Origin of the sequence: Hahella sp. CR1 (genome assembly GCF_029813005.1) — a bacterium.
In the GTDB taxonomy this organism is placed as follows: Bacteria; Pseudomonadota; Gammaproteobacteria; order Pseudomonadales; family Oleiphilaceae; genus Hahella.
The window spans coordinates 35,541-60,252 of sequence record NZ_JAPELK010000014.1 but is presented as its reverse complement, the minus strand read 5'-3'; the positions used below and the strand labels follow the sequence as shown (position 1 = coordinate 60,252).

Sequence of the window (24,712 nt, the reverse complement as noted above, 5' to 3'; positions counted from 1 at the left end):
TCGGGATGGCTCAGCTGATCTGGTTTAACGGGATCTTCAGATAACAAACGCCATTATCCGCCGCCTCTGGCAAGTGCCCGCCGCGGATGTTGACCTGCAGGGACGGCAGCATGAGAGCGGGAGCCCCCAGCTTGGCGTCTCTGGCTTTGCGCTGTTGCACGAAGCCCTCCTCAGAGACGCCTTCATGGCACAGCACGTTCTCTCTGCGCTGCTCGGCCACTGTGCTTTCAAAGCGCAACTCGCGGCCATTAGGCAGATAATCATGGCAGACAAACAAGCGGGTTTGCGGCGGCAATGACAGGATGCGGCGAATGGATCGATACAGCTCCGTCGCGTCGCCTCCCGGAAAATCCGCCCGCGCCGCGCCGTAATCCGGCATAAACAACGTATCGCCAATAAACACCGCATCAGCGACCACGTAGCTGACGCAGGCCGGCGTATGCCCCGGCGTATACATTACCTGGGCGGGCATCGCGCCAATGTGAAACGTCTCGCCATCTTGAAACAAATGATCAAACTGCGAGCCATCCACCGCAAATTCCGCCCCCAGATCGAAGATACGCCCGAACGCGCTCTGCACCTCGCGGATATGCTCGCCAATGGCGACTTTGCCGCCTAACTCGCGCTTCAGCCATTGCGCCGCAGAAAGATGGTCAGCATGGGCATGGGTTTCCAGAATCCACTCAACTTCCAGCCCGCTTTCCTTCACATAACGGACAATGTCCTGCGCTGACTCAGTGCCGACGCGCCCGGCGGCGGAATCATAATCCAGCACCGGATCAATAATGGCGCAACGGTTATCCCCTTCTCCATGCGTCACGTAGCTGAGCGTGTACGTCGCCCGATCGAAAAAGGGCCGCACGATTAAATTCATTTCCATCCCCTTGGCTCTTAAGCTATTAAGTCCATGACAGCAAAGTTTAGTCACTTGGACATTGCGCAATCGATATAGATTAAATATATTAGCTTAGACTGATTTAGAAAACACTTATTTAGATTTAACTAAATGAAAAAGAAAGTCGCCGCTTCCCATTCTTCATCCCCTGCTCCCTTGGACTTGATGGGAAACGCTTTGAATGCGGAAGCTGCGGCCGCGCTGATGCAGGCGCTCTCCAATCCGCACCGATTGATGATTCTGTGCGCGCTGTCCGAGGGCGAACGTCGGGTCAGCGAACTGAATGAATTCGTGGAGTTGTCGCAATCAGCGCTATCGCAACATCTGGCGGTGCTGCGCCATCAACATCTTGTGCATACGCGCAAACAGGCGCAAACCGTTTATTATTCCGTGGCGGAGGGGCCGGCCATGGCCATCGTCAAACTCCTGCACCGCCACTATTGCAGCAATCCTGCCTCAAACCCAACTATTCAAGGAGAACCCCATGACAGATGACGTCTCTCTGCTGCTGCCCAACCTGCGTCGGCCGCAACCGGAGCTTTTCACTTGCGGCCTGCCGGCGCCGGACGATTTCCCACGCATCCGGGCGGCGGGGGTAAAAACGGTCGTCAGCCTATGTCAGCCTCACGAAACGCCCCTATTGAACGCGTTTCCGGTCGACGATCAAGGACTGCAGCTGTTTAACATTCCGGTAGCGGGCCCGCAGGATTTGACGGAAGCCAACGCCCGGGCGCTGGCGGACATACTGAATGAAGCGGATAACTGCCCGGTCCTGGTCCACTGCATGAGCAGCAATCGCGTTGGCGCTCTGCTCGCCTTGAAGGCCTTCTTCGTGGATGGCGCATCAGTGGAAGAAGCGCTGGATGCCGGCTGCGCAGGCGGTCTGACAGGCCTGGAGCCTGAAGTGCGTCGCCTGCTGACCGCTGCAGCTTCGCAAACATGCTGACAGCGGCGCTCCTCGGGATCGCCGTGGGAGTGCTGCTTGGACTCACCGGCGCCGGCGGCTCTATTATCGCCATCCCTCTGCTGATGTGGAGTCTCGGCTGGACGCTGCCGCAGGCGGCGCCGGTGGCGTTGCTGGCGGTCAGCGCCGCCGCCACATTAGGTGTGGTGAACGCCTGGCCGCAAGGTTCCGTTCGCTATCGCGCTGCGACAGTGATGGCCCTGGCCGGTATGCTGATGGCCCCGATCGGCCTTTGGGCCGCCCATCGCGCCCCCGTGCATTTGCTGGCGTTAGTATTCGCCGTGGTGTTGCTGGGCGTAGCCCTGCGTATGTGGCGGCAAGCTCGCCGCGCTCCCGAAGAAGCCAAGATGGGCTGGGCGACCGTACAAAGTGACGGAACTGAACTGAAAGGCCCCATCTGCCAGCTCAACCCTGATACCGGTCGTCTGCGTTGGACCCGCCCCTGTTCCATGGCGATCGTCAGCAGCGGCGCGCTCACCGGCTTTCTATCAGGTTTATTAGGCGTGGGCGGCGGCTTCGTTATTGTCCCCGCCCTGCGCATGGTGTCGCCGCTACCTTTTCATTCCGCTGTGGCGACCTCGCTGATGGCGGTCGCCCTCACCAGCGCGGGCACCGTCAGTCTGTTCATGTTAAGCGGCAAAACGCTTCCCTGGCTGATCGCCCTGCCCTTCGTCGCTGGAGCTATGGCGGGCATGCTGGGCGGACGCCGTCTGGCGCCGCGCTTCGCAGGACCGCACCTGCAACAGGGCTTCGCCGTCATCATGGCGGGAGTTGGTGTGATGATGATCCTGAAGTCTCTGCTGTAGACCAGTACATCTCTGTACCATTGCATCCCTGAGCATTGCAGACACTAAAAAGCCCGCGGCGATCATTGTCACCGCGGGCTTGTTTACCTCTATTTTGCCTCAGCGTCAGAGCGCGACCTGCAATTACGGCGCGATACGGATATCCACGCCAGAACCTTTCTTCAGAGTACAGGAAGAGTTGATGGCGTAGTCGCCGGCGATGCGCATATACAGCGGCCCACCGCTTAACCCATCCGGCAACTGAATCGTGGTCGTCAGCTCATACGCGTCCGTCTTGGATTGCGCCACCTCGCGCAGCATCTCATTCGCACTATTCTCAAAGCGTCCGTCATTATCCGCATCCAGCCAGATCTTCCAGGTGTTGGACGGCGACACGACTAACTTATCGCCTTTAACGGTGATGGTCACCGCGTTTGCATCAGTGATGGGGATAGCGTTCTCGGTGTAATCCGTACGCAAAGGATCTGGCGTATCGATGACAGTTCCGGCGACGGTCACTTGATCGATTCGGCGGGTCGCCTTCTCCGCCTGATAAAACGCGCAATACTCATCCGTCACGGATAAGGATTTACTGAAGCGGTCAGTGCGGCCGTCAACGTCCGTCACCTGCAGAGACACTTCATAGGTTCCTTTCTCGTCGTATAGATGCTGGGGTGACGCCTCTGTCGACACCAGGCCATCGCCAAACTCCCACCGCCAGGAAGCGACGGTACTGTCGCTACGACTGTCGTCCACAAACTCGACTCGCAACATATAGCTCTCATCCTTAAAGTGCGCCAGCGTGTCTTGCTCCAGCAACTTTATCTTGACCGCCCGGAACGCCGTCACCACATCCTGTTCGGATTCGCCCATGGCGATCGCCGCCGTGCGCATGCACTGCGCTGCGCCGCGCATGTCCATTTGCGGGTCCCAGCAATCTCTGGCGGCCTTGATATAAAGCTGATACGCCCGTTCAGGACTCCACTTGTTCGCCAGTTGATAGAAGGGGTAAGTCATCATGCCGATACGCAGATAAACGTTATTACCTGCCTCGTCATAATCAAAATAGCTGGCGATCGCTCCGGTTTCAGTCACGATACGATCAAGCTGACGCATCCCGTAATTCGACTCTTTAGAGTGCTCCCAGTTCAGTTCGCCGGTGTGCTCGTATTTCGCCATCACGCCGGATATATCCCCGAATGCTTCATGCACGGTTCTGGCGTCGTTACTCATCGCCGCAACGAGCTTAAGACGGCTGATGCGCGACAGGACGCCATGGCCAATTTCATGAGCGACGATGTCCAGGGTCGCCAGTCCGTAGGCCGCTCCCAGGGCGTCGCTGAAATTAGCGTATGCGCCATCCCAATAGACATTGGCTTGCCACGAGCTGCCATAGTGAACGCGCAGGCGCAATTTGTCTTCCAAAGGCGGCTCGCCCAGATATTTGGCGAACATGTCATGAGTCAGCGTTCCGTAGAACAGGGCGTCATTCAGAGAGGAATAGGTCCAGACCTCAGTTTCTGCCTCGTCCACCCATATGGTGCGGAAGCTGTTTTCCATTGAGGCGCTGCAATCGAAATCATAGGGAGGGAAGTTTCGCTCATCGACGGTATTCGAATGATCGCCGGCATACCCTGCGTCCACTCTATTCGCCATGTCTATCACTTGCACCAGCCCATTATCGAAAGTACAGCGGCCGTCCTCCGACTTAGTGACTTTCAGCGTGGGTCGATCAACGCCATAACGCCAGTTCGCCAAGGCTGAGCCGCCATGTCCCTGGACTTCGGCGTTGCTCTGATAATCCAAAAATTTGACGGGCGCGCCGTCTTTAGATTCTCCCGCCGCCGTAGCGGTATAAGCGAAGAGTTGGGCGTCTTCCTGAGGCGGCGGCTGACTTCCATTAGGTAAAGTGACATGGGTGGGAGCGGCTGAATCCGACTCCGCCACCAAGCCGCCCAATCGGGCTCCCTGGGTGGAGTCCATCCAATACAGACGCACACGTTCTCCCTGCGTCGCCGCTTTAAGTAATTGAACCTCGACGCCGCCTCCGATGGCGCCGACTGCGCCATCCTGATCGCGAAAATAGACTGCGGCGATATTATTGGCGGGAGGGTCCACTTTGACAGGCTCTGAGCCGCCTGATCCCCCACCTCCTGAACATCCAACCATCCCTAGAGAAACGCTTCCTACCAGCAGAGTTCCAACAACAGGTTTCAAAACTGACATCCTTCTGTGTGTAATGTATCTGACAGTGCTTGATCGTCTCACTCCGATGTGACGCGATGGTGACTTGTGAGCGCAGAGAGTCCCACTGCGTCAATCACTTAGCTGACGGAACGCTGGATCATATCAACAAACATTACAAACTATCATTAAATTAATCCGAAGCGTCCGGCAAACGGATCGTGGGAAGGATTCCTATTCCATTCATACTCCGCTTCATCCGCCACCCGCTCCGCCGTTTCCGCGTCAACCAGCACTTCGATCAGTCGCAACGCCATATCCATGCCTGCGGAAATCCCCGCGGAAGTGAAGCGATTGTGATCCTCCACCCAGCGCGCCTGTTTTACCCATTCCGTCTCTGGACCCTGTGACATCGGCCATGCGAAAGACTGCTTGTTTGTGGTGGCGCGATAGCCATCCAATAGTCCCGCCGCCGCCAGGACGCCTGCGCCGGTGCACACCGAAGCCAGAACCCTTGCGCTGTGCGCCTGCCGTCGCAACCACTCAAGCAACGCCGGATTAGCCGCCTGTTGGCGAGTTCCCGCTCCACCAGGAACCAGAATCAGGTCATAGCTTCGCACGTCCGCCCAGTCATATTCCGCATAGCCGCATACGCCAGCGGAACTGCGTACAGGTCCGACCTTTTCAGCCACTTGATAAACAACGAAAAACTCATCAGCCAAACCGAACATTTCCAGCGGCCCGTAAAAATCCAGAAGTTCAAAACCTTCAAATAGAACTGCCGCCACCTTGATTTTTTCTTTCATGATCCGCCCCTCTCCGTTAGCACGTATAGCTTATTAATGTTCACAACCTGCGTCGTTAAGACTAAGATAATGCAATACGATTAGACATCGCCGACAGGGACATCATTAGTAACTTTTCGGTCATTTTACTGAAAGATGTGCAACAGGCGGTGACGGCGAATCCAGTAGCATTCATCGCCGCCTCCGCTGACTGCGAGTAATCGCCGCTATGACGCCACTGAAAATAGGCTTTCTGCTTTTCCCCGACACCCATCTGCTTGACTTATCCGGCCCGGCGCAGGCGCTGCGCACTCTCAGTGATCATCGGCCAGGGCAAGTGGAGCTGGTTTTCTTCTCTCCTGCCCCGTCAGTCGCCAGTTACCAGGGCGTCACCCTGAGCGGGCTGGCCTCATTGCCTGCTGACGACGTCGTCTTCAATCTGCTGATCGTCAACGGCAGCAAGTACAAGGATGACATGATCAGCGACAAGGAAAGTCAGCAAGGCCTGATGTGGTTACAGAACTATGCGCAACGCTATCCTCAGGCCGCTATCGCCTCGGTGTGCACCGGCGCCTTCTACTTGGCCCGAGCCGGGCTGCTGCGCGATCGCCACTGCACCACTCATCACGGCCATGTGGACAGTTTGAGGCTGGCCGAACCCAGTGCGACCGTGCTGGAGAACCGACTGTATGTGTGCGATGGCCCCATCATTACGTCAGCGGGCGTCACCACAGGGACGGATATGATTCTCGCCTGGATGGCGGAGACACTTGATGACGATCTGGCGCAGCATATCGCCCGGGAGCTGGTGATCTACGCGCGCAGAGACGGCGAACAGGCGCAGATCTCCGAGCGCCGGCGCTACCGCAATCATCTGGATCATAAGGTGCATCGCTTGCAGGACCGCATTTCCGCTGCGCCGGAACTTCCCTGGACCGCAGGGCAACTGGAGCGGGAAATCAACCTGGGATACCGGCAGCTGACGCGTCGCTTCCGGCTCGCCACAGGCGTCAGCATCAAGCAGTATCAATTGATACTGAGACTGGAAGTCGCTCAGAAATTAATGCGGGAGGGGCGTCACGCCAATATCGAACGTCTCGCGGAGACAGTGGGCTTCCAATCTGCGCACGCTTTCCGCAAAGCCTGGAAAAACCGTTTCGGCGCGCCGCCTTCCACTTATGAAGGAAAAGAGTAAACATCCTGGCCGACAAAGGCTTCAATATGGCGGAGCCAGACGCCTGAAACCATGCCACAGGACGATCACCAGAAACGCCAGATTACGCAGTAACAGCATAGGTCCAGGCAGAAGCGACGTCCTCATCGACTTCCCCTCATGAATGGCGAGATCGACACACTCCGCCAACCCTCTGAAGTAGTCAGGATTGAAAGGCCAGTCCCATATTCCCTGCAGCCAGGAGGCGGGTATGCCTTTCTCCCCTGCTCCCGCGCCCAAAATGCCGCCCAGGATCGCGGCGGTGGTATCGGTATCGCCGCCCAGCGCCACGATCTGCGCAATCCCCGCGGCATAATCCGTTTGATGCTGGAGCCAGACGTACAGCACTATCGGCATGGTGTGATACATATACCCTGTCACGCCCCGCTCCAGCCCAAGCTGTTGCGCAAACTGCGCGGGGGACAGACCTTTTTGCAACGCCAAGCCCAAACTATCCAGCAGCGTATTGAATTCGCTGACCGCCGCCTTGGTCGCCGTAGATGGCTCCAGTTGCGTAAATAAACATTGCAAATCTGACTTGTAAGCGGCTATCTCGACCTGCCCCTGGGCCGCCAAATAGGCCGCGCGGGCGGCGGCGATGGCGCCGACCAGGGCTTTCGGGTCACGATGGGTCAACTCAGTAGACGCCCGCAAATACGCCAGCAATGTCTCTGGCTCAGCCCCCAAGGCCACACCTATGATCGGTGCGCGCATGGCCGGCCCGTTGCCTGCAGACCAGACCCCGCTGCGCCTGGCGGGAAATCCCAGCCACAACTTAATAATCGCACGCCCGGTGGCCAGTCCAACTCCAGCCGGAAGACGCGCCAGCCACCAACGCAAACGCCACGCCAGATTCCTGGCGAACTGATCCGCATCGGAGCCATATCGCGCCATCGCGGCGGCGGTCATGGCCGCATGCTCGCTATCGTCGGAAATCATGCCTTTTCCAAAGAACAGGCGATGCCGCAACGGTCCCGTAAACAATCGCGCCACACGCTTCGGACCAATCCCCTCACACGGCAGGCCGATTGCGTCGCCGACCATCAGCCCCAGCAGAGACCCTTGCAGGGCCTCACGTTGACGATCATTGTCCTGACTCATGCTTATTGGCTCCCAATTCTTCCACCCATTTTCTTTCCCCCTCATTCACCTTTCTTTCCCCCCCTCATTCGCCGACTACGGATAACAATCACGTAACCTGTTGTTTAGCCGAGTCCTCACATTTACGCTCAGGCGCGCTATCGGGGTACACTAGGTTTCAGTGTAATCCGATATCAACATGGCAATGATATTGGCATGTTGATAATCAGGCGGATGGATGCGCCTGCGCGGCGGGTAGCCGCGGGAGACAGAGCCTGACATGAGCGGGACCTGTCGTTGCAGACAGCAGACAAATAATAGAAGGAAGCTATTTGTCTGTCTGATTAATGGTACAAGGCAGTGTTGATATGAGTTGGAAAGAGATGGCTCCTTTTATTGTGTTTTTGATCCTCGCACTCAGCGCCGTGGTGATGGTCATGTGGTATCCCAACCAACGCCTCAGGAAAATTCGCGCCACGCCATTTCCGGAAACCTGGGAAGTCATTCTGGAAGCCAACCTGCCAGTCTACAAACGACTCCCCGTGACTCTTAAACACCAGCTGCAGGGACTGATCAACGTCTTTCTGCACCAGAAAACCTTCTATGGCTGCGCGGGTCTGGAAATAACCGACGAAATGCGGGTCACTATCGCCGGGGAAGCGTGCTTGCTTCTGCTGAACAGGTCCACCAATGAATATAACGACCTGCGCTTTATCCTGGTGTATCCAGAAGCATTCAGAGCCGAGCGCGAGGTCATCAATGACGACGGAACCGCAGCTGTGTCCTCTCACGGTCTGCTGGGAGAGTCCTGGAACAATGGCAAGGTCATTTTGTCCTGGGATGATGTGATCGCCGGCGCCCGCGATTTTACGGATGGCCACAATGTCGTGTTGCATGAGTTCGCCCATCAACTGGACGGCGAGTCCGGCTCCACCAACGGCGCGCCATTGCTGCGAACGCCCACCAGTTACCGAAGTTGGGCGCGCGTATTGTCGGATGAATTCAATATATTGCGTGACAGCGCCTTCAAGGGAGAGAAGTCGGTTATGGACTATTATGGCGCCACCAACCCCGCCGAGTTTTTCGCCGTCGCCACGGAAACTTTCTACGAAAAGCCCAAGGAAATGGCGGAGAAACACCCTGAGCTGTTTCGCGAGCTACGCAACTACTATTGTGTGGACCCCAGGGATTGGGTATAACTCCGAGGCGCTTTTCCCTCACACTTTACAATGATCCCACGTTATGCCCAGACACCTCCGCTCCTCATCGTTTTTCCTTGGTTCGCTGTTTAGCGCCGCGCTGTCAATGGTCAGCGTCGCTATTCAAGCGGAGGAATCCACACCAGCGGCCAATGCGGTCCAGTCAGCATTCACTGGACACATTTACGCGATCCAGGAAGATGATTTCCTGAAGTACGTCACGCGGGACGATATCGTCTACACCGTTGACCATGACGCCATTCAAAGAGTGGTGGTTCATTCTAAAAATGATTATTCAGGCGTCACTATTTACCCTTTGAAAGATGCCGTATTGATGTTTCGTCGCAACGGGTCAGAAAAGTACTTTACTCAGGTCAGCATCAAAGAATATCTGGAATACATGGAAAGTCAGGGGCGATGGAGCGTCATGGATTATGATCGCTTCGGTTTCGGAACCTACTTCAATGGCGCACAAAAAGAGAAGGACACCCTCATTGTTGCGCAACCGGACCCAGTGACTTATGACGAATACCAATGCCAGCAGTTGGACATCACACAACCGGACTCCATCTCGCCAGAGCTATACACGACGATTCATTGTGACCACCTGGGCATTCCCAGAGACTGGCTGCGATACACTGAGTTGAGAATCCCGGATGAAGTCACCGGTCTCCCGTTCAAAGTAACGTTGCGGATGCAGGAAAAAGCGCCCAAGCAAGTCGACAAGTCCAAAAAGGAAGATGAAAAAGACGGAGATAGCGGTCTTGATCCGCGCCTGGAAAAAGCATTGAAGCTAACCGGGAAAGCCATCGTCAAAACCGCGCAGGTGGTCAGCAAAATCAATGAATTCACTTACCGGGTCGTTAAGGTTGTCAGCGAGCCGGTGACCAAAACGTCGTTCTTTCAGGAAGAGGATTTTATCCGGGTGGATTCTATCGATACCCTGCGCAGTTCCTTTTCCGATTTTCCCAAATACCACAATTCCGGCGGCTCCCATAACTGGTTCGACTGACGCCGCATAACACCCGTCTGGGGGATATAGATAGTCCCCCATATAGACATCCCCGCCAAAAAGGCTAGAATTTCCGCCTTTTGTAAGCTTGAGTCTATGCCGAATGACTCAGTCACACACCTTCACATAAGTAAATTCGATATGAAAAAAATATGGTTAGCGGCGCCCATCGCCGTTGCAGTGGCCGCGGCTCCCTTTGTCATCGCACATAAAGCCGAACAGAATTTCGACGCTGGCGTACAGGACGTTTCTTCATATCTGGCCTTTAATGGCCTGCCTGTTGAACTGACCGTTCAAAAATACGAAAAAGGTTTTCTGAGTTCCAAGGCGATTAACCGTCTGCAACTTTCCCCCGAATTCCAGAGCATGATGGGTACTGGCGGCGACCAGCCTGTTTGTCTGGATTTGGTGACAGAAATCAAACACGACTACATGACCTTGCTGAAAGGCGGACTGCTGACCGCAACCACCCGCGTCATGCCTTTACAAAATCAGGCGGACTGCGGCTTGGCGGAAGTCTTCACTTCTGAAAAAGAATTGGCGGATTTCTACACCCAGCAGTTTGGCGAAGAAGGCCCCTTCACGATTGAGTCCGCCTTCAAAATCGATGGCTCCAACACTATTACTTTCTCTTCCAAGCCTATCAACGTGGACAAAGAAGAAGAGGGAAAGTCGATAAAGATTAACGTCACGCCAATGCAGGGCGTTATCGGCGTCAGTCCTGCTCGCGATCACGTGGTGGCGAACATTAATTGGCAGGGCCTCAATGTAGCCGCTCACAATGGTGAGAAAGTCGGCGACGTGAAAGTTGGCTCTTACACCTTGAAAATGGAAGCGAACCAAATTCTGGAACACCTGTGGGCGGGTTCTTCCGAGCAGGTTATCAGCGACATCAAAATCGGCAGTGAAGATGGCCAGAACTTCAGCGTCAGCACTATTACGCTGAAAGGCAAAGACACCATCGCAGAAAATCTGCTTAGCAGCGCCGCGTTCATCAATGTGAACGATATGTTGTATGACGGAATGGATGTGGGCTCCATGGCTCTGAATCTATCATTCAATAACTTTGAAACAGAAGCCACTAACCGCTTAGTGGGCGTCATCAAGCAAATCAACACCCAGGCCACCGCTTCCACCGATCCTGACCAGTTCCTGACCGAACTGGAAAACCAGAAAGACATTATTGTGGGCGACCTGATTACCCTGGCGAAAAAAGCGGATATTAAGATCGACAAATGGGAACTTAAGCTGGGCGAAAACAGCTTCAACGCCAACGCAGATCTGCGTATGGATGGCGTTGACCAGCTATCCGCCGACGTTCTGAAAGAACAGCCGCAAGTCCTGATGGCGAACGTGCTGTTAAACGCCGAGGGCAAACTCGATGAAGCCCTGGTAAGCAGCTATGCGGATGTCATGGTCGCTGCGCAAAGCAAGACAATGGAGCTGACCGACGAAGACAAAGCGCAAATGAAAGAGATGCTGCTCATGCAGTTCTCCAACATGGCGCAAATGTATGTCCAAATGGGACTGCTGAACTACGATGAAGCCTCTTCTCAGTACAGCGCCAAAGTCGGCTTCGCCAAAGGCGGATTAACCGTTAACGGCCAGCCTTTCAACCCGAACGGCGGTTGATGCTGCAAATACCTGGCATACCTTTGAAAAGGAATAGCGCCTAGAGGCGCTATTCCGCCCCCAAACGCGCAAAATGCAAAATGGCGCGCTCAAAATCTCCATCCGTCACCGTTCGTCCTGTCAGATTCTTGTTCCTAAAGGTCAGGCACAAATTCACCGCATAAACCGGCGCAGCGAATTCCTGACGATACAACTCCAGAAACTTACCCTCCCCCCGACTCAAGTCCTGCAAAACCCAGGGGCTGAGTAACGCCACATGGTTCAGCAAGGGAAAGCGCACCCGTTCATGCAAATGCGTTAACCAGGAGGTGCCAATAGTCACGTGACGCAACGTTTCGTCGTGGCGCACCATCTGTTTGCAGGAGTATCGGTAAAAATCCAGAAACGGGTTATCGCGGCAAAAAACGGCGATCGCATTATTCACCCGATGATATCGATGCAGCGCGCCTTCGCTCTCGCTGATCCACACTTCACGGCAAAATGCGAAACTCTCCGAGTCTGCAACCGCCAAACGTTCAGGGGCTCCGATGTATACGTCAATGTCCACCCAGATCACACGCTCATAATCCGCCGCCAGCAGCTCCGCCGCACGCTCCAAGCGCGCCAGATCCGCCATCAGGTGAATTTGGCCGCCGGTGCGCGCTCGATACCAATCAGGCAGACAATCAAAGAAACGATCGTCGTAAAAGAGATACTCGTAACCTTGAAGCTGCGCCCACTGAACTACGCTGCGTCGACATTTTTCCACCCAGGGCGGAACATCATGGGTGCGAAACGATTGAATAACGACTGTTCTCAAGACTTTCGCCCCCTTTGCGCCAACACCGCCTCGACCCGTTGGCGAATCAGCTCGGCGCCGCGCTGCTGACTTTTGTATTTGTTTGAGCACTCGCGAGCCCGGGACTGAAGAGCGTCCGAAGTCAGCAATCTCTGCAGGCTGCCGACCAATGCGTCAACATTTTCACCGTTAACCATCTCACCAACACCACTTTCACTGGCTGTCCGACTGTTGAGGAATTGTTCCTGCTGAGTGGGCAGGCAAGCTATGGGAACACCTGCCTTAACGCTTTTCGCCAGCATTCCCATGCCGCCATGGCATATCGACAGGTCCGCTTCGCTCAGCGCCTGATCCAAAGCGACAGGATACGAATAGATTCGCAAAGCGTCACCCTGATATCGCGAGATAAGATCCTCAGAGATCCCCGGACAGACAACCAGAGCGGTTTCACCAAGACGTTTTATGCCGTCCAATACGTTTTCCAGATGCTGAAAAAAAGGCTTCAGATAAGCGATCACTTTCTTCCCGGCGTTATGCGGCCACACCGCGACTTCTCCCGGAAAATCTCCCGCAACCGGACCGCAATACACAGCATGCTGCCGATGCGCCGCCTGAAAATCGAGCTCTGGATAACTGGCGATAAACGCAGAGTCTACCTGAAACAGGTCCGACAAATATGATAATGGCGACAACCCCATCGCCTGCACCAGGGGATTCATATTGGCCACCACGTTTGATTCAGCCTCGTATACCTGACTGTAGTCGGCGGTTTCAGGCCGAATATTGGGGTTTGGCTGACCAGGAGAAAGTTCACTGAATCCGGCGCCTATCGTAAATTTGGGCAGGGATAACGAACGCGACGCCAACATGGCGGTTGGAGCAAAATCAAAAAAAAGGGCGTCAGCTTGTATTAGTCGAAATAACGTCTGCCAGGCGCTGACCAAAGTGGCTAGACCCTCCACGGATTCATAGCCTCTCTTCAATAGAATATCAGCGATGCAACTACTGGGTTGCTCTTTTTTCCCTTTAGCCGGCCACACCGGAGCCTGCAGCACCGTCACGGGAATATCCGCAAAAAAATGCGGCGCTTTGGAAAGGTCTTTCAATATCACAGTCACCTGGTGATTATGACTGACAAATTCACGCGCCAATTCAGAAAGTGTCGCCAAATGACCTAGTTCGCCGCCTAATTCCCAGCAAAATACCAACTTGCTCATGTTTTATAGTGGTTCCCCCAGTTTCAATTATGCGCCCATTTTACGTACAATGTGCGACCCAAAATTCTAACTACATTATTCAGCTAAGGTTAAACATGCAACGGAACAAATTGCCCCTGTATTTTCTTGCGGGCGCTGCGATGGCGCCCTTGGCGAATGCTACGCCTGTGGCTAACGACGACTCTGCTACGACTAACATGAATGAAAGCGTAGTCATTCATGTTTTAGCAAACGATACAACTGATCTCGACGCCCCCCTTAGATTAGTCTCCTTTGATAATCGTTCAGCACATGGCACGATTACTAGAGATGAGGGGTCTACGCTCAGATACACTCCAGATCCTGGTTTTGTGGGTACAGACACGTTTCACTACACTATGGATGATGGAGACTACGGCGGTTCTGGCGATGATTGCGATCCACCTACAGTTGTAGAAGACGAGGATGAGACCATGCTCTCAAGATGTGTCGATGAGCCCGCGACACATCCACTAGAAAGAATCGAAAGCACAGCTTTAGTTACTATAAAAGTTATTGGGCCATCGAGTTTAACTGAGCATACCGAAGGTGAAAACGACCGACGCGTTTCAAGCGTGCTTGATGCAATCTGTAGCACGGCCTCTGTCGAATCAGAGGGAGAAGAAGGCAAACTCGCACAACGCTGTTCGGCGCTATATACCTTGGCGGAAGAAGATTCCAGTAAAGTAGACGCCATCATCAACCAACTGGCGCCAGAAGAAACCCTTTCCCTGTTACGCGTCGCGTCTGAGACCTCGCAAGCGCACACTAATCGTATCTTCAAGCGCATGTCTTCTTTGCGTCAGGATAACGAAAATATTCAAGTGACCGTGAACGGCCGCACCTGGGGTGAGCAGGTCATGACTGGCGGAGCCGCTGGCGACGCTCAGACTTCTCCTTTCGGCGTGTTCCTGAGCTTGCACCGCGAGTCAGTGGAGCATGACAGGACCGATCGTGAATCTGCATACGAATATGATAACGACGGCTTTACCCTGGGCTCCGATTACCGCGTCAGCCAAAACCTGTTAGTCGGCGCTGCGCTGGGATGGGGACAGAACGACCTGTCTTTCTCTGAAAGCGGCGGCGGTGTGGATGCGGACGCCTACAACCTGACGGGTTATGGTTCTTACTACATCGGCAATTTCGGTCTGGATATGCAGGTAGGCTATGGCGCTGGCGACTACAACACCAAGCGTCGCATTAACTATACCGAATCCGGTTCTGAGTTCTCCGCCACAGCTAAAGGCGAAACCGACAGCAAGCAGTTGAATCTCGCGCTGCAAGCAAGCGTTATGTTTAACAGCGGCGCGCTGTCCGTACAGCCTTTCCTGCGTTTGAACTACTCAAACACGGAAATCGACAGCTTTGACGAAACTGGCGGCGAAGGCTGGTCCGTACATGTCGGCGAGCAAAACCTCGACCAGATGACAACCAGCGCCGGCTTTGAAGCCACCTATCCCGTCAGCTACAACTGGGGCGTGCTGCAGCCTAGCTTCCAGGCTTCCGCGGTAAGCGAGTCAAGCACTAACTTTGGCCCGGTCAAGTTCCATTTTATCGGCGACTCTGACGCGACCAAGTTTGAGTTGAGCCCGGATGGCGAAGACAGCCTGTACTACATCTTCAACCTGGGCGCAGTCGCTGTTATGAAGAATGGCGTTTCAGCGTTTATCGATTACCAGCAAAACGTCAGCTATGACAATAGCAGCGCCTACCAGATCAACACAGGTCTGCGTTACGAGCTGTAAGTCTTATCATCTTGAACGCAAAAGGCGGCCTGTTTAGGCCGCCTTTTTTGTATGCAGGATGCTGTTGAAGATGGCCTATTTGAATTCGAAAGCTTTTTGTTCGCCTTGCTTACGGATGGCGGAGATTAGCGCTTCATCGACTGTATTCGCGTCCGACTTGGCCGCCTTACGATTCTCCTCCGCGACATAAACTTCTCTCTCGTCGCTCAAGGCTTTAATTTTGTCCTGCAACGCCTTGCGCTCTGTTTTCTTCGTTTCTATATACTCTACTTTTTCCTTTTTGCTCATCCCAACCATCGGCTCCGGCAATGCTTCCGCCTCTACTTCCTCCAGCGCCACGTCCCCGGCTTCGTAGGCGTCCACTAAATCCCAACTTGAGTTATCGTAAGCAACGGAAGCTTTGGACTTGGCTCTTTGCGCCAGCAAACCAAGTGAGACATTCTGACTGTTCGCATCCTGCTCGTATTGACGCTTGGACGCCGCCGCGCCTCCCGCGCCATAGGGCACATAGGTCTCGTTGAGCCTGGCGTTCAAGGCGGCGATTTCTTTATCTTGAGGCGCTTCAATTTGCGCGACCTGCTGGTCCTGATCGATGCTCATGTAATTGCCGCCAGCCAGTTGCGCGCCCTGGCGCCAGCCACTTTCTCCACCTTCGTTATAGGCTCCGGCGAAAATAGTGTTGACGGTTATATCTTTCTGTTTGGCCAGAGCAATCGCCTCCCGGAAGGATACCGGGCCTTGCGTGAAAGGCTCGTTACCGGCGATAAAGATGGCGCGGATATCATTGGACGATTGGCTCCATTGCAGCTCTTTTACCGCGGAGTTGATAGCGTAGCCACAGAACTCATCGCCGCCATTGGTCGTCAAGGAAAACAGCGCCTCGGACACCCGATCCAGCTCTCTGGTAAGTCCAGTCACTTGGCGAATGTAGCCGTTTTGGGAAGAAAGCCCATCATTGCCGTATTCATACACCGCCACTTCCAGTATTGGCGTGACGCCGTTTTTCTTGGCCTTGGAGAATTCGTCCACCATCTTCCACAGCTGATTGCGAGTCTGATTGATCAGGCCGTCCATACTGCTGCTCGTATCCAGCAAAATAGCTAACTGTATGCGCGAGGCGATGACAGATGGCTGAGTCGCTGCTTGCGTCACGGGCTCGACATTTTCCGCCTGTGTTCCAGCGCTCCATACCAGCCCGGAAAACCCGCAACACGCCAACATCGCTGTCGCCAGCAACGCTTTGCGGAATGGAGTATGGCCGGGCTCGCCAGCGGAATGTGTTGATGATGTCTGTGTAGGACGAGTTGCGATGTTCATGTTCTGGCTCCTTCAATGCAATGTTTTTGCGTTGGAGTCAGAATACGGTTGCAGACACAAAGACATCAGACATGAGTTTGTAAAAAAAGCGCGGGAAGTGTTTACATAAAATTTACATCTCTCCGCAGCGCCGCAACCTCTGCGGCGGCGCACGGAGAAATATAACGACGAGAATGGCGATTACAGACGCACTAACAGCTTGCCTTCATTGGCGCCGGTAAACAGCAGATTGATCCCTTCTATTGCGCTTTCCAGACCATTCAACTCATGAGTGCGGTATTTTATTTTTCCCGCCAGGAGATATGCGCCGACTTTTTGCGACAACTCGCCGAAGCGATGCATATGATCCGGCATCGTGAAACCCTGGATACTGAGGCGCTTCTTCACGATCTGCGTCCAGCTCGGCCCCGGCGCCGGGGTCGCAGCGTTATAGTCGGCGATCACTCCACACACCACGATACGTCCAAACGCGTTCATATTGGCCATGGCGACATGCTGAATAGGGCCGCCAGTATTTTCAAAATAAATGTCGATCCCGTTCGGCGCCGCTTCTTTCACTGCCTCCGCCAGATCCTCCGTCTTGTAATTGATGGCTGCATCAAAGCCCAGCTCGTCCACCAGCCAGCGGCGCTTTTCCTCCGAGCCAGCGACGCCAATTACCCGCAGCCCTTCAGCCTTGGCGATTTGGCCCACCAGAGAGCCCACCGAACCTGCTGCGCCCGAAACCAGCAATGTTTCACCGGCCTTGGGCTTCGCCACTTCCATCAACCCGTGGTAGGCGGTCACGCCAGGCAAGGCCAGCACAGAGAGTATCGCTTCCGCCGGCAGTTCCTGCGGCATGATGGAGACGCCTTCGCCGCCGCTGACCAGATATTCCCGCCATCCGAACATACCCGCCACTTTGGCGCCAACGGGAAACTTGTCATTCCTGGATTCCACGACTTCTCCGACGCCACTGGAGCGCATGACTTCACCCAGGCCGACCGGAGGAATATAGCTGTCGGTCGCCGCGCTCATCCATCCACGCATCGCCGGGTCCAGCGACATATGGGTCTGTTTGATCAGGAATTGCCCTGGCTCCAGCGCAGGAGCATCCAGTTCCACCAGCTCGAAACAAGCCGGCGTGATGTCTGTTTCAGGTCTTTTCACTAATTTGACTGCTTTGTAGCTCATGGCGCGCTCCTTATGTGTAGAAGGTTTATCAATCTTGAAATTCTGAAACCAGTTTATTTTTGCCCTTGAGAAAGATAAACATGCTAAATTTCAAATAACTTTTGTCATTTCAGCAAAAATATAGAACACATGGATAAACTCAGAGCGTTGCGTTTTTTTGATCACGTGGGAAAAACCGGTAGTTTCAGCGATACCGCACGACACTTTGACATCCCCGTATCCAGCGTCACCCGCCAGATTCAGGCATTGGAAGAAGAACTGGGCGCACGCCTGCTACACCGCACTACCCGGGTCGTGAGGCTGACGGAAATCGGCGAGATCTATCTCCAGCACTGTAGCCAGATATTGCGCGGCCTCGATAATGCGGATGAACTCATCGTCAACTACCGCAGCAAGCCCTCGGGCGTATTGCGCATCAGCTGCAGCCCCTCTTACGGTGAAAGTCGGATCGTGCCGATTCTGCCCGAGTTTGAGGCGCTTTATCCCGAGATCATCATTGATATCGACCTGACGGATAAGGTGGTCGATATCATGCGGGATACGGTGGACATCGCCGTGCGCGCCGGACAGATTCCAGATGAACGGGTGGTGGCCAAGTATATTGACGACAATAACTTCTCACTGGCCGCCTCCGACGCCTATTTGCAACGTTACGGAATGCCGCTACGGATAGAAGATTTAAGCCAGCACCGGGGGATCTTCTTCCGCACTTCCGATCAAGTGCTTTACTGGCAGGCCAACATCAACGGTCGCTGGCGACAGGTGGATATCCGGCCCGCCCTGATCACCAGTTCCCCTCGTCTGCTGCGACAGTGGGCCAGTGAAGGCAAAGGATTGGCGATGATGCCGAATTGGGTGTTGAGGTCAGGCGCTCTTCCAGCCGGGTTTCACATCCTGGAGCTGGATTACCCTCTGCATGTCAGTCGCGCCACCCAACTCGGCATCTACCTGCTCTATCAACGCCCCAAATACGCCGTTCCCAAAGTCAAAGCCGCGGTAGACTTCCTGGTTTCCAGACTTGCGCAGGGCTAGCGGAATTCGCGAAATCCGTTCTTGCCTGCAATACTGGATAAAAGACAACCACAACCGTCGTACTTCCTGTTCAGAGGAACCCGGTTTTCATGCAGCTCAGAGACAATAATCTCAGCAAGCTCCGCCGCTTCAGTTTCGACGCCCTGGTGATCGGCGGCGGCGTTAATGGCGCCGTCTCCGCCGCCGCCATGTCCGCGCGAGGACTGAAAGTAGCCCTCATAGATCGGGGCGACTTCGCCGGCTTCACCAGCCAGGAGTCCTCCAACCTGGCCTGGGGCGGCATCAAGTACATGGAAACCTACGAGTTCGGCCTGGTGCGCAAACTCTGTATGTCGCGCAACAAGCTGATGCGCAGCTATCCCTCTACCGTGCAGGAAATCCGCTTCTTCACCACGATCAAAAAAGGATTTCGCTATCCGCCCTGGTTTCTCTACCTGGGCGGTGTGTTGTATTGGTTTATGGGCAATGGCTTCACGCGCTTCCCCCATTACCTGACGCCAGAGCGGATCGGTCGTGAAGAGCCTATCGTGAATACGGAGGGAAGCACAGGCGGCTTCGAATATTCCGACGCCTTTCTGCATGACAACGACGCCCGTTTCGTCTTTAACTTCATCCGCCGCGCCATGGATTACGGCTGCATCGCAGCCAATTACGTGGAATCCGTCAGCGCACGCTGGGCGGACCGCATCTGGACCATCGATGCCCGGGATAATATCTCCGGGGAAGAGTTCCAGATCCGTGCGGGGTTGTTGGTCAACGCCTGCGGCCCCTTCGTGGATGAGCACAACCGGCTGACCGGACAAACAACCAAGTGCCGGCACGCCTTCTCCAAAGGCATCCATCTGATTGTCGATCGCATAACGAATAACAAGCGGGTGCTGACTTTTTTCGCTGACGACGGCCGCCTGTTTTTTGTCATTCCCATGGGGCCGAAAACCTGCATCGGCACAACGGATACGCGCATGGAATCCCCCTATGCGACCGTGACGCCGGAAGACCGCAAGTTCGTGCTGGACAACATCAATGCGCGTTTGCGCCTGCCGCAACCGCTGACGGAAAGCGACGTGGTGGCCGAACGATGCGGCGTTCGGCCGTTGGCGGTGCAAGGCGACAATAGCGCCAAGACGGACTGGCTGCAGTTGTCGCGCAAACACGTGATTGAGGTCGATGCCGAGACCCGCCACATCAGTATCTTCGGCGGTAAGCTCACGGACTGCCTGAATGTGGGCGATGAGATCTGTCAGGCCGCCGCCGCGCTTGGGATGTATCCGCCCTACCCCGATAAAATCTGGTACGGGGAGCCTCCCAACCGGGTGAAAGAGGAGTTCATGCACCAGGCCCGACTCATGGGCCTCGACAGCCTGACGCCGCCGTCGTCTTCGGAAAAATTGTCGACTAGACTGTGGCGACGTTACGCTGCGCACGCCTTCGACCTGCTGGAGACTATTCGCGCAGATCCCAGACAGGCGGAATTGCTGATCGAGAATGCAGAGTACCTGCGTTGCGAGATAGAACAGGCGGCGCGACGTGAAATGGTGACCAAACTGGATGACTTTCTACGCCGAAGATCGAAAATATCTTTGGTGGTGCGGCGTGATAAAATTAAAAACGCCCAAGGTTTGCTGGAGGCCTGCCGGATTCTGTTCGGTGACGAAGCGGATGAAAAGTGGGCGGAATATTTTAAAGAAACAAGCGCTTAGCGCTCATTATCACAGCAATTCACGTACATTTTGTAATGGACCGGCTGTAACATTAATGAGACACTTGCGCGTCCAACAAGCATGAGCATAAATATAATTCATGAGTACATTTGATGATATTCGTCCCTATAGGGATGATGAAGTTCCTCAGGTGATCTCGCGGCTGCGCCATGACGAGCAACTCGTCAGGGCCATAGAACATTATAAGTTTCCCAGGTTATCCAAATACTGCCGCAGTCTCACCTCGTTCCTGGTAAGACGCAATCTGCAGCACAATCTGCGCAGAATCAACACCATACACGATGTTCAGGACATGGTGGCGGGTTTCATGACCAACACCGTCAGGAAAACCACCTCCGGCTTCACCTATGAAGGGCTGGACAAGCTTCCCAAGGACCGCGCCTTTCTGTTCATCAGCAATCATCGCGACATCGCCATGGACCCAGCGTTGGTCAACTTCGCGCTGTATCAATCCGGTCGCGAACTCGTGGAAATCGCCATCGGCGACAACCTGTTGTCGAACCCGCTGGTGTCCGACATCATGCGTCTCAACCGGAGCTTTACGGTCAAGCGCTCGGTAGAGGGTCACAAGGCCAAACTGCAGGCGTTAACCCAGCTTTCCGCCTATATTGACGACACCTTGGCGCAAAATCGCTCCATCTGGATCGCACAGCGGGAAGGCAGAGCGAAGAATGGCCTGGACAAAACCGATCCGGCCATCATCAAGATGCTGAATATTTATGGCCGCAAGCAAGGCATGGCCTTCGGCGACACCATCAAACGCATGAATATCGTGCCGGTGTCCATTTCCTATGAATACGATCCCTGCGATCTGCTCAAAGCGAAAGAACTGCAGGCGCGGGAGCAGTCCGAATATGTGAAGGGCGAAGGCGAGGACATCGCCAGCATCATCCGCGGCATCTCCTGCCCCAAAGGTCGTGTGCACATTGCCTTCGGCGAGCCGTTGCAACAGGATTTTGAGGATGCGGAAGAAGTGGCCGCCGCGATCGATCGGCAGATTACCCGCAACTACAAGCTGTTCCCCTCCAATATTCTGGCGTTTGAGCAGCTGAAAACGCTGAGCGAGTCTTTCGCTCATTTACAGGAGGAGTCGCTGCATCGTCTGCAGGAGCTGGCGGGACAGGCCAGACAGGCCTGGGACAACCTGGATCGGGATGAAATGGGGCAAAAAGCCTCGGAGTTCTCCGATCGGGTCGGCGGCTACCCTAACCTGCTGCAACGCTACATTCTGGAAATGTACGCCAATCCTTTGATCAACAAGTTCGCCGGCGCTCCGGGAGATTCCGCGCCGCAAACCTGATCTCCCCCCACGGCGGCCTCGCGCCGCCGTTCTGTATCTTTTTAAATTCAATAAATTAACTTACAACGCCTGATCCAATTTGCAACGTAAAGGGAGTTGCCCTGACGCCGTTGTATTTGGTTACAATGAGCGGCCGCATTGACGCGTCGGCGCAGCCCAGGATAATCGACGCCGTCATCGCTCGTTGGAATGTACGGAACATAGACAGTCCGTCCAGGCCCCAGGATTTATGAGGAAAGCTATGCACATTGAAGTGTTGGGGAGCGGTGAAGCTTACGACCGCGCCCGGGTAAACTCATCCCTGCTCGTCACGGAAGAGCGTTTTCAGATGCTGATCGGCTGTGGCCCCGGCGTACCTCAGGCCTTGTGGCGGCGAGAGACCGCCATCGAGGATATCGACGCCATTCTGCTGAGCCATTGCGGCCCGGACCACGCAGCCGGCCTTATTACCCTGGTAAATTGGATGCACGCCAAGGGACGCACCAAGCCCTTGGTGCTGATTACGCCTCACGGTCATCGCCCCCTGTTGCAAAATCTGCTGAATTACGCCATCTGGCCTGAGCAACGGCTCTGCTTTCTACTGCGCTGGAAGCAGTCCGATAAAGGACTCGCCGTTGGTCCCTGGAATCTGTCCACCGCCATGACTCAGCATGCCGCGCCCAATCGCGCCCTGTTGCTGTCCGGGCCTAACGGAGCTCTGTTCTTCAACGGAGAAGGCGTGCTGTTGGAAGCGCCCTTACGTCTGGCTGGCGAGGCGGATTTGATATTTCTCGAATGCCGTTCGATTAAAAAAGACCGACATGATTTTCACGGCAGTTGGGAGGCCTATCATGGTCTCACTTTCAAAGCCGGTAGCCTGATATGCCTATATCAGGTTCTGGAACAGGAAAAGGACCGTTTGGGCGACCTGATATATCAACGCGAAGATGTCTATCTACCGGAACAAGGACAGTGTTTCCGTCTGGTGCGGGGGGACTGGGAGCTGCTATAAACGACTGCGCCAGCGAACAGAAAATGCCTGCTCGCCGGCGCGGTTGTATAGGGGGCGCCAGTATCGTCAGCGCCCCGTGATCAATTGTTTATCTTTAATAGATAAAGATTGTCTCTGCATTGAAGCAACCGTCTGCAATATCTTCCTCTCCAAAGATATCCAACGTGTCTCCCGCCGCCAGATCACTGAACGCGGCGGACATCTTAGTGGTCTCATCGCCAGAGGTGACGACCAGATAGATATTGGCGCCGGCGGCGTCAACACATTGATCGCCAGCGTCGCCGCTGACTGTCAGGCGGAGATTGTCGCCGTCCACGGACAGCAGCTCACCACTGACGCCCGCCTCTTCGTCATTCTCACTCAGCACCAGGAAAGGCGAGCGCAGGTAATTATCCTCTCCGCTCGGCAGCACCAGCACCGCATCAATCAGAGCGTTCAGGCCCACTTGGATATCCGCCTGCGTCAACTCGGTTCCCGCATCGTTAAATACGCGGGTTTTCGGGAACAACTGCACGGCGATGGGGCTATCTGTGGCGATGCCCTGCCCTTCATCCAGAGCGACGTCAAAGCGACTGGTATCCACATCTACAGTGGACGCCGCTTCACCGGAGTAGCGTCTGAATGCGGTCAACAGACCTTCTTCGATGGTCAACGCATTGATAGCGAAGATATGAGCATCCACGACGCCTTGGCTGTTAACCAGAACCGCTCCCTCAGGCACGGCGGTGATTGTTGAGCACAACTGCGCGGCAGGCTGCTCTTCCACGCTGCGATCCAGATACCAGACAATGCAGTAGCCTTCTTCCGGCAAATTCGCATCGTCAATGTCGGGCGACGTGGCGACGGTCCGAACCAGACGGCCAATGACCGTCACTTCATCGCCTTCAACCAATGACGACGCCTCAGCGGGAAGCCCATTGCTGGCGAAGATGCCGGTATCCTCATCCATCCGCACGCGCATGCAGTCCTCGGAACTGGTCGCCGGGGTAGCGCTGGTATCTGTGATGAACTGAGTGCGGCACAAACTAAAGGCGTTGTCGCCCACGCTTTCAATGTCGCCGTGAACCCGTACGAATTTGTTATTGGGGATCTCGGAGCGAATGTTGGCGAACACGACTGGGCGAATGATAACTTTGCCCTGCCCCGTGGTTGTGAACTTGAGGGCTTTGTTCATATCAAAATCGATTTCAATGAACAGTACGGAACCCGGTGTGACGGTGAATCCGCCCTGGTTAACCACTTTGATGACTTTGGAAGGCAACTTGGAAGGTACTTCAGTTTCACCACCCGCACCATCGTCTTCATACAAATTTACGTCTGACGTAGTGATGCGCAAAGAGCTGTATTTGCCGGCGGGAACGTCAGTGGTGTCCAGAAATTCGTAAAAGTCGGGAAGACTCAATAAGTCGAAAGTCTCTTCGCCGCTGAACAGGGTCACTTTGCCCTGATCGCCTACCAGCTCAACTTTCGTGAAAGTAATCATGGCTCTAGTATAATCGCCGCTGGGCGCGTCCGTGAGGATCAAGCCCACTTTGGCGTCCGCAGCGGAAGTGTCGTCACTGCCGGAGCCGCCGCCTCCGCCGCCGCATGAGGCGATTAGCAACGTGAACGCTATGGCAATCCAACGATTCATGACATCTACTCCTATGGGTTGGTTGTGTTCTTTTGGGA

General features: G+C 54.8%; 21 protein-coding genes. 12 read left to right on the top strand and 9 right to left on the bottom strand.

The window, feature by feature from the left end; all coding sequences use genetic code 11:
• Window positions 1-10: 10 nt before the first annotated feature.
• Complete coding sequence (locus ONV78_RS26490) at window positions 11-874, bottom strand: MBL fold metallo-hydrolase (protein WP_279507493.1); 864 nt, start codon at window positions 872-874, stop codon at window positions 11-13.
• Between the two features lie 132 nt (window positions 875-1,006).
• Here ONV78_RS26490 and ONV78_RS26485 point away from each other — a divergent pair, with 132 nt between their 5' ends.
• From ONV78_RS26485 to ONV78_RS26475, 3 genes are read left to right on the top strand one after another with little or no spacing between them, the layout of a single operon-like run.
• On the top strand, window positions 1,007-1,390 hold the full coding sequence (locus ONV78_RS26485; protein ID WP_216739448.1) for a metalloregulator ArsR/SmtB family transcription factor: 384 nt from the start codon (window positions 1,007-1,009) through the stop codon (window positions 1,388-1,390).
• Window positions 1,380-1,841 (top strand): hypothetical protein, encoded by a 462-nt coding sequence (locus ONV78_RS26480; protein WP_279507492.1) that lies wholly within the window; start codon window positions 1,380-1,382, stop codon window positions 1,839-1,841. Before ONV78_RS26485 ends, ONV78_RS26480 begins: the two co-directional genes overlap by 11 nt.
• On the top strand, window positions 1,835-2,665 hold the full coding sequence (locus ONV78_RS26475) for a sulfite exporter TauE/SafE family protein (RefSeq protein ID WP_279507491.1): 831 nt from the start codon (window positions 1,835-1,837) through the stop codon (window positions 2,663-2,665). The genes ONV78_RS26480 and ONV78_RS26475 overlap by 7 nt, the downstream gene beginning before the upstream one ends.
• Before the next feature lie 123 nt (window positions 2,666-2,788).
• Here the strand turns inward: ONV78_RS26475 and ONV78_RS26470 are convergent, their stop codons facing one another.
• The gene (locus ONV78_RS26470) at window positions 2,789-4,861 is read right to left on the bottom strand and encodes a PKD domain-containing protein (protein ID WP_279507490.1); all 2,073 of its coding nucleotides are present in this window, start codon (window positions 4,859-4,861) and stop codon (window positions 2,789-2,791) included.
• 155 nt (window positions 4,862-5,016) lie between these two features.
• Window positions 5,017-5,634 carry a DJ-1/PfpI family protein gene (locus ONV78_RS26465; RefSeq protein WP_279507488.1) on the bottom strand — a complete coding sequence of 206 codons (618 nt, stop codon included), beginning with the start codon at window positions 5,632-5,634 and terminating at the stop codon, window positions 5,017-5,019.
• Between the two features lie 208 nt (window positions 5,635-5,842).
• On the opposite strand from ONV78_RS26465, the gene ONV78_RS26460 reads away from it, so the two are divergent.
• On the top strand, window positions 5,843-6,808 hold the full coding sequence (locus ONV78_RS26460; RefSeq protein ID WP_279507487.1) for a helix-turn-helix domain-containing protein: 966 nt from the start codon (window positions 5,843-5,845) through the stop codon (window positions 6,806-6,808).
• A gap of 21 nt (window positions 6,809-6,829) precedes the next feature.
• On the opposite strand, the gene ONV78_RS26455 is transcribed toward ONV78_RS26460, so the two are convergent.
• On the bottom strand, window positions 6,830-7,927 hold the full coding sequence (locus ONV78_RS26455; protein WP_279507485.1) for an ADP-ribosylglycohydrolase family protein: 1,098 nt from the start codon (window positions 7,925-7,927) through the stop codon (window positions 6,830-6,832).
• Between the two features lie 347 nt (window positions 7,928-8,274).
• On the opposite strand from ONV78_RS26455, the gene ONV78_RS26450 reads away from it, so the two are divergent.
• From ONV78_RS26450 to ONV78_RS26440, 3 genes are all read left to right on the top strand, one after another.
• Window positions 8,275-9,105 (top strand): zinc-dependent peptidase, encoded by an 831-nt coding sequence (locus ONV78_RS26450; RefSeq protein ID WP_279507484.1) that lies wholly within the window; start codon window positions 8,275-8,277, stop codon window positions 9,103-9,105.
• Window positions 9,106-9,148: 43 nt separating this feature from the next.
• Complete coding sequence (locus tag ONV78_RS26445) at window positions 9,149-10,117, top strand: hypothetical protein (protein ID WP_279507482.1); 969 nt, start codon at window positions 9,149-9,151, stop codon at window positions 10,115-10,117.
• 141 nt (window positions 10,118-10,258) lie between these two features.
• Window positions 10,259-11,749: a YdgA family protein gene (locus ONV78_RS26440; protein ID WP_216739439.1), complete on the top strand. Its 1,491-nt coding sequence runs from the start codon at window positions 10,259-10,261 to the stop codon at window positions 11,747-11,749.
• A 49-nt stretch (window positions 11,750-11,798) separates the two neighbouring features.
• Here ONV78_RS26440 and ONV78_RS26435 read toward each other — a convergent pair whose 3' ends face one another.
• Complete coding sequence (locus ONV78_RS26435) at window positions 11,799-12,548, bottom strand: hypothetical protein (protein ID WP_279507480.1); 750 nt, start codon at window positions 12,546-12,548, stop codon at window positions 11,799-11,801.
• Window positions 12,545-13,744, bottom strand: coding sequence for a glycosyltransferase (locus ONV78_RS26430; protein WP_279507478.1), 1,200 nt, complete (start codon window positions 13,742-13,744; stop codon window positions 12,545-12,547). The genes ONV78_RS26435 and ONV78_RS26430 overlap by 4 nt, the downstream gene beginning before the upstream one ends.
• A gap of 593 nt (window positions 13,745-14,337) precedes the next feature.
• Between ONV78_RS26430 and ONV78_RS26425 the strand changes: the two genes are divergently transcribed.
• Window positions 14,338-15,507 carry an autotransporter outer membrane beta-barrel domain-containing protein gene (locus ONV78_RS26425; protein WP_279507476.1) on the top strand — a complete coding sequence of 390 codons (1,170 nt, stop codon included), beginning with the start codon at window positions 14,338-14,340 and terminating at the stop codon, window positions 15,505-15,507.
• A 75-nt stretch (window positions 15,508-15,582) separates the two neighbouring features.
• Here the strand turns inward: ONV78_RS26425 and ONV78_RS26420 are convergent, their stop codons facing one another.
• Together ONV78_RS26420 and ONV78_RS26415 are read right to left on the bottom strand one after the other, a co-directional pair.
• On the bottom strand, window positions 15,583-16,824 hold the full coding sequence (locus ONV78_RS26420; RefSeq protein WP_279507475.1) for a VWA domain-containing protein: 1,242 nt from the start codon (window positions 16,822-16,824) through the stop codon (window positions 15,583-15,585).
• Window positions 16,825-17,004: 180 nt separating this feature from the next.
• Complete coding sequence (locus tag ONV78_RS26415) at window positions 17,005-17,997, bottom strand: NADP-dependent oxidoreductase (RefSeq protein WP_279507473.1); 993 nt, start codon at window positions 17,995-17,997, stop codon at window positions 17,005-17,007.
• 129 nt (window positions 17,998-18,126) lie between these two features.
• Here ONV78_RS26415 and ONV78_RS26410 point away from each other — a divergent pair, with 129 nt between their 5' ends.
• The 4 genes from ONV78_RS26410 to ONV78_RS26395 all read left to right on the top strand — a co-directional run bounded on the left by ONV78_RS26410 (window position 18,127) and on the right by ONV78_RS26395 (window position 23,041).
• On the top strand, window positions 18,127-19,029 hold the full coding sequence (locus ONV78_RS26410) for a LysR family transcriptional regulator (RefSeq protein WP_279507471.1): 903 nt from the start codon (window positions 18,127-18,129) through the stop codon (window positions 19,027-19,029).
• Between the two features lie 89 nt (window positions 19,030-19,118).
• On the top strand, window positions 19,119-20,729 hold the full coding sequence (locus tag ONV78_RS26405; RefSeq protein ID WP_279507470.1) for a glycerol-3-phosphate dehydrogenase/oxidase: 1,611 nt from the start codon (window positions 19,119-19,121) through the stop codon (window positions 20,727-20,729).
• A gap of 100 nt (window positions 20,730-20,829) precedes the next feature.
• Window positions 20,830-22,050 (top strand): 1-acyl-sn-glycerol-3-phosphate acyltransferase, encoded by a 1,221-nt coding sequence (locus ONV78_RS26400; RefSeq protein ID WP_216739431.1) that lies wholly within the window; start codon window positions 20,830-20,832, stop codon window positions 22,048-22,050.
• Between the two features lie 241 nt (window positions 22,051-22,291).
• Window positions 22,292-23,041, top strand: a complete 750-nt coding sequence (locus ONV78_RS26395) for an MBL fold metallo-hydrolase (RefSeq protein WP_279507469.1) — start codon at window positions 22,292-22,294, stop codon at window positions 23,039-23,041.
• A gap of 94 nt (window positions 23,042-23,135) precedes the next feature.
• Here the strand turns inward: ONV78_RS26395 and ONV78_RS26390 are convergent, their stop codons facing one another.
• A complete protein-coding gene (locus ONV78_RS26390; protein ID WP_279507468.1) occupies window positions 23,136-24,674 on the bottom strand; it encodes a DUF4382 domain-containing protein in 1,539 nt (512 codons plus the stop codon).
• Window positions 24,675-24,712 lie beyond the last annotated feature (38 nt).